General features: G+C 61.3%; 9 protein-coding genes and 1 pseudogene. 5 read left to right on the forward strand and 5 right to left on the reverse strand.

What is annotated here, in order from left to right; genetic code table 11:
* The first annotated feature begins 91 nt into the window (after positions 1–91).
* Both BK660_RS28105 and BK660_RS28110 read left to right on the forward strand, forming a co-directional pair.
* Positions 92–661 (forward strand): RrF2 family transcriptional regulator, encoded by a 570-nt coding sequence (locus BK660_RS28105; protein WP_123436091.1) that lies wholly within the window; start codon positions 92–94, stop codon positions 659–661.
* Positions 662–710: 49 nt separating this feature from the next.
* Positions 711–1,112, forward strand: coding sequence for a hypothetical protein (locus tag BK660_RS28110; protein WP_123436092.1), 402 nt, complete (start codon positions 711–713; stop codon positions 1,110–1,112).
* A gap of 12 nt (positions 1,113–1,124) precedes the next feature.
* Here BK660_RS28110 and BK660_RS28115 read toward each other — a convergent pair whose 3' ends face one another.
* The 5 genes and pseudogenes from BK660_RS28115 to BK660_RS28135 form a co-directional block, all read right to left on the reverse strand.
* Positions 1,125–3,554: an efflux RND transporter permease subunit gene (locus BK660_RS28115; protein ID WP_123436093.1), complete on the reverse strand. Its 2,430-nt coding sequence runs from the start codon at positions 3,552–3,554 to the stop codon at positions 1,125–1,127.
* Positions 3,555–3,581: 27 nt separating this feature from the next.
* A pseudogene (locus BK660_RS28120) lies at positions 3,582–4,530 on the reverse strand (WD40/YVTN/BNR-like repeat-containing protein).
* A gap of 137 nt (positions 4,531–4,667) precedes the next feature.
* Positions 4,668–6,032: a DUF1329 domain-containing protein gene (locus tag BK660_RS28125; RefSeq protein ID WP_123436094.1), complete on the reverse strand. Its 1,365-nt coding sequence runs from the start codon at positions 6,030–6,032 to the stop codon at positions 4,668–4,670.
* A 32-nt stretch (positions 6,033–6,064) separates the two neighbouring features.
* Positions 6,065–7,894 (reverse strand): DUF1302 domain-containing protein, encoded by a 1,830-nt coding sequence (locus BK660_RS28130; protein ID WP_123436095.1) that lies wholly within the window; start codon positions 7,892–7,894, stop codon positions 6,065–6,067.
* Positions 7,895–8,247: 353 nt separating this feature from the next.
* A complete protein-coding gene (locus tag BK660_RS28135; RefSeq protein WP_123436096.1) occupies positions 8,248–9,297 on the reverse strand; it encodes an AraC family transcriptional regulator in 1,050 nt (349 codons plus the stop codon).
* Between the two features lie 212 nt (positions 9,298–9,509).
* On the opposite strand from BK660_RS28135, the gene BK660_RS28140 reads away from it, so the two are divergent.
* Genes BK660_RS28140 through BK660_RS28150 form a run of 3 tightly spaced genes read left to right on the forward strand, consistent with a single transcriptional unit; the run spans position 9,510 to position 12,652 of the window.
* Positions 9,510–11,171 (forward strand): GMC family oxidoreductase, encoded by a 1,662-nt coding sequence (locus BK660_RS28140; protein ID WP_123436097.1) that lies wholly within the window; start codon positions 9,510–9,512, stop codon positions 11,169–11,171.
* On the forward strand, positions 11,140–11,496 hold the full coding sequence (locus BK660_RS28145) for a hypothetical protein (protein WP_123436098.1): 357 nt from the start codon (positions 11,140–11,142) through the stop codon (positions 11,494–11,496). The genes BK660_RS28140 and BK660_RS28145 overlap by 32 nt, the downstream gene beginning before the upstream one ends.
* Before the next feature lie 37 nt (positions 11,497–11,533).
* A complete protein-coding gene (locus BK660_RS28150) occupies positions 11,534–12,652 on the forward strand; it encodes a CaiB/BaiF CoA transferase family protein (RefSeq protein ID WP_123436099.1) in 1,119 nt (372 codons plus the stop codon).
* Positions 12,653–12,884 lie beyond the last annotated feature (232 nt).

Below are 12,884 nucleotides of genomic sequence, written 5' to 3' on the forward strand. Positions count from 1 at the left end.
AGCAACACGGGGCAGATAGCGATCAGCATGGATTGTTGCCCACCTAACCATCGGCTGTTAACATTGGCGACTCATTCAGTCGGAGATCCCGATGTCTCTTTACAGTGCGGGCGTTGAATACGGCATTCACTGCCTGATTTTTTTGGTAGGCGATTACGGCGACAGCCGTGAGGCGAGTGTGCGCGACCTCGCCGAATTGCAAGGCGTGCCGCTGGATTACCTGGCCAAGATCTTCACCCGACTGGCCAAGGCCAAATTGGTGGTCGCCACCGAAGGCGTGCGCGGCGGGTTCAAACTGGCCCGGCCGGCGGACGAAATCAGCGTGCTGGATATCGTCAACGCCATCGATGGCAAGAAACTGATCTTCGATTGCCGCGAGATTCGCGGGCGTTGCGCCTTGTTCGACGGAACCCCGCCGCCGTGGGCCCTCGACGGCCCTTGCGCGGTGCACGCGGTGATGATGACCGCGCAAAAACGCATGGAAGAAGCGCTCGCCCAGCAGACCATTCTCGACCTCGCCAGAAGAGTCGGGCGCAAGGCCCCGGCCGAATTCGGTGAGAAGCTGAACACCTGGATGAGTGATCGACGGGAAAAGAAAACCGCCAGCAATGTGGCGGTCGAGGACGGGCAGATCATCCCGACGACTGATCTCTCGGACTGACGATTCAGCTATGGGCAAACCGGATTGGAGCGCTCTATGATTAGGGCCCATGACGACCCCTGTTTCGATCCGCTCACCCTGCCCGCCCGGCGCCTGCACCTGCGGGCGTGACCCGCTGCTGGAAACACCGGGCGCGGACGTGCGTATCCTGTTTCTGACCCGCCCGGAAGAAAAGCGCCTGCTCGACCGCCTGGAAAACCTCCAGAGCCTGGCCGACCTCGAACGCCTGCAACAGCGGATGTTCGAGCAGCTGGGCATCCGCGTCGAGATTGCCCCCAGCTTCAATGAAGTGCGGACCATGCGCGGCATCGGCATCACCCTCGGCGAGCAGCCGGGACTGTGCCGCAAAACCCGCCAGTCGATCCCGGCCGCCATCCGCCGTGGCCTTGAGAAAAGACCGGAAATCGCCTACGACATCCTCAACGCCAACGACCTGTTGCGCGACGCCTGACCGGGCCCCGGCCTATTTCACTTTGCGCAACAGGAAGTGCGACAGCGCCGGGATCAGCACCAACGCCCCGACCATGTTCCAGATGAACATGAACGTCAGCAGAATGCCCATGTCGGCCTGGAACTTGATCGGCGACCAGGCCCAGGTGATGACACCAGCGGCCAGGGTAATCCCGACCAGCGCCACCACTTTCCCGGTAAACGCTACGGCGTTGCGATACGCCTCGGTCAGCGACATCCCGGCACGTTGCTGCGCCAGTTGCACGCTCAACAGGTACAACGCGTAATCCACGCCGATCCCCACACCGAGCGCAATCACCGGCAGCGTGGCGACTTTGACGCCCATGCCCAGCCAGACCATCAGCGCTTCGCACAGGATCGAGGTCAGCATCAGCGGCACCACGGCCACCACCACCGCACGCCAGCTGCGGAAGGTGATGAAGCACAACACAATCACCGCGCCGTACACGTACAGCAGCATGGTGCGGTTAGCGTCACGCACGACGATGTTGGTCGCCGCTTCAATCCCGGCACTGCCGGCAGCGAGCATGAACTGGCGGTCACCGTTGCTGTGTTCGCGGGCGAAGGTTTCGGCCACTTGCACCACGCGGTCAAGGGTTTCGGCCTTGTGATCGGACAGGTACGCCACGATCGGCATCATCGAGCAATCGTTGTTGAACAGGTCCGGGCTGCTGACCGAGGCCTGCTGCGCGCCGTAGTTGAGTACGTCCTGATTGCGCGCGATGGTCAGCATTTTCGGGTTGCCTTCATAGGAACCCGCCGTGATCTGGCGCACCGCGTTGGTCAGCGACACCGTGGTTTGCACGCCCGGAATCTGCTGCAACAGCCAGGCCAGGCGATCGGCTTCCACCAGCGACTGGTATTTCAGGCAGCCCTCGCTCGGGGTCTTGAGCATGATTGCGAACTGGTCGCTGGACAGCGAATAGTTAGTGGTGATGTAGGCGTTGTCACGGTTGTAGCGCGAGTCGGATCGCAGCTCCGGAGCGCCAGGGTCGAGGTCACCGATCTTCAGATGATGGCTGACGACAATCCCGCCCACCGCCAGCACAGCCGCCACGCTCACCGCGATGGTGGCCCAGCGGCGCTCGGTGAACTTGTCGAGGAAACTCCACAGCGCGCCGATGCCTTTGCCACGCAGCTCTTTGTTCTCGGCGCGCAAACTGCGCTCGGCGGCCTTGCGGCTCACGCCCCAGTACGAGAGCAATACCGGCAGCAGCACCAGATTGGTGAAAATCAGCACCGCGACACCGATGCTCGCGGTGATGGCCAGGTCCTGAATCACCGGAATGTCGATCAGCATCAACACCGCAAAACCGACGGCATCAGCCAGCAATGCCGTGAGGCCGGCGAGGAACAAGCGCCGGAACGTGTAACGTGCGGCGACCAGTTGATGAGTGCCACGGCCGACGTCCTGCATGATCCCGTTCATCTTCTGCGCGCCGTGGGACACACCGATGGCGAACACCAGAAACGGCACCAGAATCGAGAAAGGGTCCAGCGCAAAACCGAACAGCGCGACCAACCCTAGCTGCCAGACCACCGCGATGACCGAGCAGAGAATCACCAGCGCGGTACTGCGTACACAACGGGTGAAGTAGAAGATGATGGCCGTGGCAATCACCGCCGCGGCGCCGAAATACATCATCACTTGCATCAGGCCGTCGAGCAGGTCGCCCACCAGTTTGGCGAAGCCGATCACGCGGATCTTGATCGGGCCTTTGCCCTCTTCGTCCGACACGCGAACGCTGCCTTCGAATTCGTATTTGTCGCGCAGTTTCTCTTCCAGCGTTTTGGAGAACTGGTGGTAATCGATGGCCTGCCCGGTGACCGGGTCTTTCTCCAGCAGCGGAACAAAGATCATGCTCGACTTGAAGTTGTTGCCGATCAGGCTGCCGACAATCCCCGAGCGGGCGATGTTCTGCCGCAGCTGCGCCACGCTTTGCGCCGAACCGTCATAGGAATCCGGCATCACCGGGCCGCCCTGGAAGCCTTGTTCGGTGACCTCCGTCCAGCGCACCGCTGGGGTCCACAGCGACTTCATCCAGGCGCGGTCGACGCCCGGCGTGACGAACAGTTCGTCGTTGATCTCTTTCAGGGCGTCGAGGTAGTGCGGATCGAAAATATCGCCGTTGCTGCTCTCCACCACCACCCGCACCGCGTTGCCCAGGCCACGCAGGGCCTGACGGTTTTCCAGGTAGTTTTTGATGTACGGCTGGCTCTGCGGGATCATCTTTTCGAAGCTGGCATTGAGCGTCAGCCGGGTCGCGGCGAAGTGGCTCAGCGCAATCGTCACCAGCAGACAGGCCAGCACCACCCACACGCGGTTGTTGAAGATCAGCCGTTCCAGGGCGTTACCGGAGCGCACGTCGAAGCCCTTGAGCTCGCGGATAACCGGCATTGTTTCGGATTCGTAGTGACCCATCTTGGTGTTCTCTTTGTGATGCCGGGCTTATTCGAGAGGCAATTGGCGCAGGCCACGGGTGCCTGCAAGCACCAGCGAGCTGCCATTGGCCAATTGGGCGGCAGCCACCGGGGCCATCGTGGTGGTGGGTTGAAGATGAAAACTTGCGCCGTCGTCGCTGCTGACCAATACATGGCCGGCCTGACTGACCAGCACGATGCGGCCATCGGCCGTGACGGAGCTGGCGGTGATGCTCAGGGGCAAGCCCAGTTCGATTTTGTTCCAGGTCACGCCACTGTCAGTGCTGCGAAATACGTTGCCGCGCAGACCGAACACCAGCGCCGCACCCGGCTTGCCGGTGATGCCAAAAAAGCTGCCGTTGTACGGTGTCGGCATCGCGTTGAACCGGCCGCTCGCACGGTCCAGTTTCAGGACCAGGCCTTGTTCGCCAACGATGAACAAATCGTCGCCTACCGGGCGCATCGCGTAGAGGTTCAGGGCGCTCGGGTTGTCGGTGCGATCGAGCAACGGCGTCCAGTGGCGACCGCCATCGTCGGTGCGCAGAATCAGGTTGGCTGGCGAGTTGGTGCTGGTAGTACTCGAGCAGGATCGGGCCGACCTGACGGCCGTCCAGTTGCCGGGTCCAGGTCTGGCCCGCGTCGCTGCTGTGCAGGACCACGCCGTCGTGACCGACCGCCCAGCCCTGTTGGGGTGTTGGAAAATTCACGGCAACCAGGTCGGAACTGACCGGTACTTGCGCCTGTTGCCAGTGTTGACCGGCATCATCGGAATAGAGAATGTGGCCACGTTGGCCCACGGCAACCAGACGGTCACCGGCGTGGGTCAGCCCGGTCAGCGTCGACCGTGCGGCCAGCTCGCTTGGCAGTGCCGGCGTGTCGAGCACATCGGCAAATTCGCCGGCGAACACCGGACGGGTGAACGGCACGGCCAGGGCAGCCGACAACGCGGCCAGCAGGAACCACTTGATCATCGTCATTATTATTATCTCGGTGCACACCACGGTTCCCTTGTGGGAGCGAGCCTGCTCGCGAAGGCGGTTTATCATTCAACACTGATGTCGACTGATACACCGCCTTCGCGAGCAAGCCCGCTCCCACATTGGATTGCGGGGGTTTAGCGGATGCCGGCGCCAGCCAGCGATTCAGCAGACCACTGCGCCTTCGACAGCGGATCGATGTACTTCAAGCCACCGTAAGGACCGTAGAAACCGTTGACGTTGTAGGCACCGGAGATCAGGTCGTAGGTCATGTGGTTGATGGTGTCCGGAGCCTTCACGTCGTAGCTGTAGGTCAGATGGGCAAAACCGCCACGGTAGAGCTGACCACGGGCGTCATACTCGTCGGAGGCCAGGGCGATCCAGGTGTCCTCGTCGAGGTAGAACGTGCGTTTGCTGTAGATGTGACGCTTGCCCGGTTTGAGCGTGGCTTCCACCACCCACACCCGGTGCAGCTCCCAGCGCATCAGATCCGGATTGACGTGGTTGGCCTTCATCACGTCGGTCGCGTCTTTGTGGTAGCTCAGCTTGTAGGTGTTGTACGGCACATACATTTCTTTCTTGCCGACCAGCTTGAAGTCGTAACGGTCCATCGCACCGTTGAACACGAAAGCATCGTCATAGGTCGCGGCGCCGACAGTACCCGGGTTTGGTGTGTCATAAGCCAGGTCCGGTGCCAGTTTCACGCGGCGTTGCCCTGGCAGGTATTGCCAGGCGCGACGCGGTTGTTGCAACGGGTTGACCGAGTCCATCAGCAGCAGCGCTTCACCGGCACGACGTGCAGGGCCGGTGTAGGTCAGCTTGATCTTGTAGTACGTTTCATCGGAGGTCACCGGCCCCGCCGGGCGCGACGGAGCAAAGAGCGGGTATTCAATGTTGAACACGCCCGTGGAGCTCAACGAGGCAGTACCGGAAGAGTCGACGTTCCACGAGTCGTACTTGTTGGTCATTGCCACGCCTTGATAGCGCTGCAAGTGGTTCCACATGGCTTCGTAGCCGTCAGCGGGGATCGGGAACGGTACGCCCGGCAGGGAGTTTTCCAGACCCAGGCCGCCATCGGTGGTCTTGGCCGTCACAGCGTTTTTCGCGGTGTTGTCCATGACGGCCTGAGGCATGGCGACGCTGCGGTGAGTCGGGTACACATCAAGGCGATACGATGGGTAGCGGGTGAGCAACGCCTGTGCGGTCGCGGTGAGTTTGTCTTTCTGTTCCGCCAGTTCTTTGCCGGTGATGACCAGGCGTGGTTTGTCGGCACCGAATGGGTCCGGACGGAACGAGTCGCCGGTTTTGAAGTCGGCCGGGATCGTGGTCAGACCGCCGGTGTACGCCGGAATGAGACCGTCGGCGCTGGCCGCTTTCTCGGCACCGATTGCCGTCAGGCTGGTGCCCAGTTTGGCTGCCTGGTCGGCGCTGACCGCCGCATGGGCGGAGCCGACGACGGCCAGCGCCAGGGCGGTGGCTAATATCGATTGAGCAAAATTCATGGGGTGTCTCCTGTTAACTCACAGCACTCGGATCAGAGGGTGGTTTTGAAAGTGAAAGTGACCATGCCGCGATCCTTGAGCTGGGCCACGGTACCGGCAAACGCAGTGGTCTGGCCGGGCACGCAGTTGTATTGACCGTTGGCACCGGGCGCGGCGCCATCGCCATGGACGGAAGCGTTGCCGGCAGAACCACAGGTGTCGAAATCGCCAAAGTTGTCGACGTACTTGAGGTCGAAGCGGTACTGGCTGTGCACATCCATGCCGACGCCGACCGAGTAGCTGCCGGTGCCTTTGTTGCCGCCCAGTTGCACGGACGACTGGCCCGCGAGGCCGACGTTGTAGGTGACTGGCATGAACATATCGATGCCGGGGAACACCTGGTACCAGGTCGGGTTGAAGTTCATACCGACGATGTAGTTGTCCTTGGTGACCTTGTCGACGCCGTTGTACCAGTCCTCACCTTTGAACAATTGCTTGTTTTCGGTCACGTCCAGCCAGCGGCTGTAGGCGAGTTCAACCAGCAACGAGGAGGAATCCCAGAGCGGTGTTTCGCCGAAGGTGGTCAGGCCATTCAACACCGCGTGTACGGTGTTGCCGCGTGCCACGCCATTTTCGCCATCGAAACTGCTGATGAACCCTGGGGTTCCGCGTGCGCCCAATGTCGGGTTGACGGTGGCCGGAACGCTGGACAGCGGCATGTTGTGGCGATAGTTGAGGTCGAAACCAACACTCACGCCCGCAATGTTTTTGGCCAGACTGAAACCGTAGACATCGATGTCATCCACGTAGAACTGGTTGTAGCTGCCGACCGTACCCGAAGCGATTGCAGCCGGTGTGACAGCACCCGGTTGCAGCACCAGATTGGGCAGGATGTCCGAGGTCTTGCGGTAGTAGACACCCATGGTGCCGTCCAGCCATGCCGGGCTCCACTTGGCCATCAAACCAAAGTCGCCGCTGTTGCTTGGCGTGAAGGTATGACCGTTGGACAGACGCAAATACTGGTTCGCACCCAAGGGTCCGGCAACGCCGAAGAACGGGTTCTGGGCCGCAATCAAGGACAGGTTGTGGCCGCCACTCTGGATGCCATCGTTGAAGCCCAGATAGGTGCCCGACTCAGGCAAGCGTGCGGCGTTCCAATCGAGGAAATACTGCGCGGAGAGGGTCAGTTCCGGATTGACGGTGAAGCTGGTGGACAGCTGATTACGCGGGATGAACAGCTCTTTGGCTTCGGTGCCCGGCACGGCGAGGGCCTTGGACAAGTCCAGGCCCGATTGGCCATAGTTGTTGCCGTGGGCAAAGGCCAGAACGCTTTCACCCCAATAGACCGTGTGTTTACCGGCCTTGCCACTGAGCATCGACTCGTCGCCGATTTCGGTGCTGCCGAACACAAAGGCGTCCAGGATCTCAGAGGACGGGCCGTTGTAATAACGGTCGGCATAGCCGCTCTGGTGCTTGGAATCAGCTTTGCCGTCATTCATCTGGTTGGTTGACGGATTGTAGCTGCCGATATCGTCATAGGCATGGTCGTACCAGCTGTTGGCGCTGACCCGAAAGCCCATCTTTTTTTTGTACACCACGTCCAGTTCAGACATGACGTCGAGACGCTGGGCGACCGGGCTGCCGGAAGAAAAGTTGCGGTCGCCGTCGTTGTTGTTCCACGCGTTGGCCAGCTTGCTGTTTGGTGCCTCTACGCGCTGGGCGTAGTTGAATTTCAGGGTGTTGTCGAAACGAACCGTCAGGTCCTCGTTACCCGTATCGAATTCAACCGCCTGCGCCGGCGCCATGCCCAGCCCGGCGAGTACCGCCGAGGCCAGCAGCCCGCGCCGCAGATTTGGATGGCAGATCTTATTGTTGTTATTCATCTAGCGTGCTCGCCTTCTCTGTGGTTTCACGAAAAGTCATTCAAAAAATGCCGACTTTGGTGGAGTGCCCTGCTCTAGGGAGCACTGACCATTCGGTCGAGACTGTTGTATCGCGAGGGGTGGGGGGGTCGCCGGTCAATTGGGCCAAATCATCGGTCAGCGCAACTTTCCGCTCACTGTGGCGAGGGGGCTTGTCGGAACGCCGCATCGCCCCGTTGGGCTGCAAAGCAGCCCCAAAATCTCTGATCGCACCTAGGATATTGTGAGAGCTACGCACTCACACGGGGGCAAGCCCCCTCGCCACAGGGATCACTCCTACAGAGGAATTGTTGTTTGTCTGGGGGGGGTGTGTTTCAGAGTTGCAGGCGGAAATCCGTGGGCGACAGCCCGGTCCAGCGCTTGAACGCGCGGGTGAAGTTGCTGGTGTCACTGAAACCCAACAGAAAGGTGATTTCAGTCACCGGCCGCGATGCCTGGCTCAGGTAGCTGTACGCCAGCTCCTTGCGGGTGTCATCAAGCAGTTGCTGGAAATGCGTGCCACGCTGGGACAGTTTGAGCTGCAGCTTGGTCGGACTCATGTGCAGCGCGCCAGCAACCCTGTCGCGGGTGCAATCGCCGTCCGGGAGGAACTCGATGATCTTCTGGGTCACGCCGGTGATCACATCGTTTTTGTCCAGGCGCGCAAGGTAACTGATGATGATGTTGTCGTTGACCTGGGCCAGTTCCGGGCATGAACCGCTGAGCGGATAGACCATATCCGCCTTGTGAAACACCATCAGGCTGCTGGCCTGCCCGAACAACACCGGCGACCGGTACAACGTTTCGTAGGGCCCGCCGCCTTCGTGGGGCATGGGGCGACAGAACTCCATCCGTACCGGCTTGAGTTCCTGCTTATAGAGCAGGCGCATGGTGCGGATCAGAAAGCCGAAAAACGCATCCTCAGTCTCGTAGCACAACTCCAGCAGATGATCGCAGCGGAACAGCACCAGGTCATCCAGCTGTGTGACATGGACCTTGGCAACCTGGGACACCAGGCGAAAATAACGCTCCAGGCGCCGGCAAAAATCCAGCAACGTGCCGCTGGCCGCCAGTGAATAGCCCAACGCATGCAAGTGCGTCAGATGAATATGCTTGGCCACCGTCAGGCCGAAATACGGGTTGTTGGTCACATCGACGCAAGCGCGGTACAGCTTGGTCATGGTCGCGACCGGCAAGCGGGTCATCGGATCGGTCGCCACGCCCAGCGGAATGCCCATTGCGAGGAAAATCCGCTTGCTGTCGACCCCACTGGCGTCCAGCGCGCGGGCGATGGCCACGGTGTAACTGCTGATGGTGGTGGGCTGCAATGCTTCTTCACGCAACAATGTTTCGGTGCCGGGCGTATCCATTTTCGAACCTGACATGGGCCTGCCTGTTGGGGATGCGAAATCCGATACTCGCCCCCGCCCGTCCATCGGTCAATGCTCGGTGACAGGCATTTTCACGATGTTCCAGTGCTTGGCGCGATAGTCACCTGCCCCACTGACCAGCGAATTGATTCTATTGACCGGTACAGCGCCGGCCTTATACCCACAATGCGTTCATGCGATGCATCAAATAACAAGAGAAGAACAGCATGAGCCAGAACGCAGAGTTCGATTACATCGTAGTAGGCGCGGGCGCGGCCGGTTGCGTGGTTGCCAGTCGCCTGTCGGAAGATCCGTCGATTTCCGTCTGTCTGCTCGAGGCCGGCGGCCCCGATAGCCATCCGCTGGTGCATATGCCGGCCGGCGTCGGGGCGATGGTGCCGACCTCAATCAACAACTGGCAGTACCAGACCGTGCCGCAGCCGGGCTTGAACGGCCGCGTCGGCTATCAACCTCGGGGCAAGACCCTGGGCGGCAGTTCTTCGATCAACGCCATGGCCTATCACCGTGGCCACCCGCGCGATTTCGACCGCTGGGCTGCCCTGGGCAACCCCGGCTGGAGCTATGAGGAGGTGCTGCCGTTCTTCAAGCGCGCCGAGCACAACGAACACTTCAAAGACGAACTGCATGGCCAGAACGGCCCGCTCAATGTGCGCTTCCATTCCTCGCCCAATCCGTTTGGCGAAACCTTTGTCGAGGCCGGAGTACAGGCGGGTTATCCGCCCTGCCCCGACCAGAACGGCGCGACCATGGAAGGCTTCGGCCGCGTACAGGTGATGCAAAAGGACGGCCAGCGTTGCAGCGCGGCCAAGGCCTACCTGACTCCCAACCGGCATCGTCAGAATTTGCACATCGAAACCCACGCCCACGCCACGCGCATCCTGTTCGACGGCAAGCGCGCGGTGGGCATCGAGTTCGTGCAGAACGGGGTCAAACGCACCTTGCGCGCGCGGCATGAGCTGATCGTCAGTTCCGGCGCCTTCAACTCACCTCAGCTGTTGCTGTTGTCCGGTGTCGGGCCCACCAGCCAACTGCTGAAGTTCGATATTCCAGTGGTTCACGAACTGCCAGGGGTCGGCCAGAACCTGGTGGATCACATCGATTACGTGCACTCCTATCGCGTCAAGTCGCGCAACCTGATCGGTCTTTCTCTGGCCGGGGCGTGGGACATTGCCAAAGCAGCAATCCGCTACTGGCGTCGGCGCAGCGGTCCGCTGACCACCAACTTCGCCGAGGCCTGCGCCTTCGTCAAAACCTCGCCGGAACTGGCCCAGGCCGACATCGAGCTGGCGCTGACCATTGCCATGTTCGCCGACCATGGCCGTACGCTGTATCGCGGTCACGGGCTGAGCCTGCATGCCTGCCTGCTGCACCCGAAAAGCGTCGGTCAATTGACCCTGGCGAGCGCCGACCCGATGGTCGCGCCGCTGATCGACCCGGCGTTCCTGACCCACCCCGACGACATCAAAACCCTGATCGCAGGCTACCGCATCATCCAGAGAGTCATGGCAACCCCGGCGTTCAAGGCGATCAGCCCGACGGACGTGATTGACGCGCCGATGAACACCGACGCCGAAGTCGAGCAGGTCCTGCGCAACCGTTCCGACACCCTCTATCACCCGATCGGCACCTGCAAAATGGGCGCCGATGAGCTGGCGGTGGTGGATGCCCGATTGAAGGTGCATGGCCTGGAAGGTTTGCGCGTGGTCGACGCCTCGATCATGCCGACTATCATTGGCTGTAGCACCACCGCCGCGACGGTGATGATCGGCGAAAAAGCCGCCGAGTTCATTCGTCAGGACCGCGCTGCAAGCGCCTCTCTTTCCTCGAAGGACGATCATGAATCCAGTACGCAGCCTTACCCCGCATAAGCTGCTGGTGGTTTCAGCGGTGATCGAACTGGCGACCGGTGTGGCGTTGCTGCTCACGCCGGGGCTGGTCAGCCAACTGTTGCTGGGCATCGCAACGGACGCTACCAATCTGATCGCCCGTTGTTTTGGCATCGCGTTGATTGCTCTTGGCATCGCCTGTTGGCCACGACCGGTCAACCCTGCCGCGCTGCGTTCGATGCTGTTCTACAACGGCGCGATTGCGTTGTACCTAGCGTACATCGGCTTGCTGGTCGGCGGCGGCTTATTGCTGTGGCCGGCGGTGGCGTTGCATGCCGTGCTGAGCGCGTTGTTTTTGCGTCGTTAACCTCCCCTCATTTAAAAACATCCAAAGGAGTACGCACATGGGCGTATTGGACGGCGTTCGTATCGTCGAAATTGCCGGTATCGGACCGGGGCCGTTTTGCGGCATGTTGCTGGCGGACATGGGCGCCGAGGTGATCCTGGTGGAACGCGCCGGCAAGGGCGGCGACATGCTCGACCTGGGCAAGCACGCCATCGTCAATCGCGGCAAACAGTCGATTGCCCTCGACCTCAAGGACCCCGACGCCATCGAGGCGGTGCTGCGCCTGATCGAGGGTGCCGACGCGCTGATCGAAGGCATGCGTCCCGGCGTCATGGAGCGTCTGGGTCTTGGCCCCGACGTGTGCCTGGCGCGCAATCCGCGACTGGTCTACGGCCGCATGACCGGTTGGGGCCAGCACGGTCCGCTGGCCCAGGCCGCCGGCCACGACCTCAACTACATCGCCCTGTCCGGCGCCTTGTGGTTCAGCGGCGAAGCCGGCCAGCCGCCGATGGCGCCGCCGACGTTGGTGGGTGATCTGGGCGGCGGTGCGTTGTACCTGGCGATGGGCATTCTGGCGGGGATCATCAACGCCAGCACCAACGGCGTCGGCCAAGTGGTGGACGCGGCGATTGTCGATGGCAGCGCCAACCTGATGAACCTGTTGTTGTCCGCGCACTCCGCCGGTCAACAGCCACTGGAACGCGGTCGCGGGTTGCTCGACGGCGCCCATTGGGCCCGCACGTACGCCTGCGCCGACGGTTTGTTCGTCAGCGTGCAAGCCCTTGAGCCGCAGTTCAACGCCTTGCTGTTCAGCAAGCTGGGATTGGGTGACGACCCGGACTTCAAGAGCCCGTACGATCCGCGCCAGTGGGGGCCATTGCGCAAGCGCCTGGAAGCGGTGTTTGCCAGCCAGCCGCGCCAGCACTGGATCGACCTGCTGGAAGGCACCGATGCGTGCTTCGCCCCGGTACTGACACCGGCCGAAGCCCTGGACCATCCGCACATGGTCGAACGCGGCGTGTATTCGCGCACGGATGGCGTGTTGCAAGCGGCACCCGCGCCACGGTTTTCCACGACGCCTTCGGCTGCCGGCAAGGTGCCGGTTCGTGGCGAACACAGCACAAGCATTCTGCGCAAGGCAGGCTTGAGTGAAGAGCAGATCCAGCGATTGATCTGAATAATCGGGGCCAAAGGCCCCGAGTTCCACCATCCCCTGTGGGAGCGAGCCTGCTCGCGATAGCGGAGTGTCAGTCAACATAAATGTTCCTGACCCGACGCCATCGCGAGCAGGCTCGCTCCCACAGGTTTTGCGTTTTAACTGACAGACATCTGGCTCTTTTAGCCCGCCGTTTTAAGTGGGCCAGGCACTAACCGTGGCGAGGGAGCTTGCTCCCGCTGGGTCGCGAAGC

The organism is Pseudomonas brassicacearum (assembly GCF_003732265.1).
Taxonomy (GTDB): domain Bacteria; phylum Pseudomonadota; class Gammaproteobacteria; order Pseudomonadales; family Pseudomonadaceae; genus Aquipseudomonas; species Aquipseudomonas brassicacearum_D.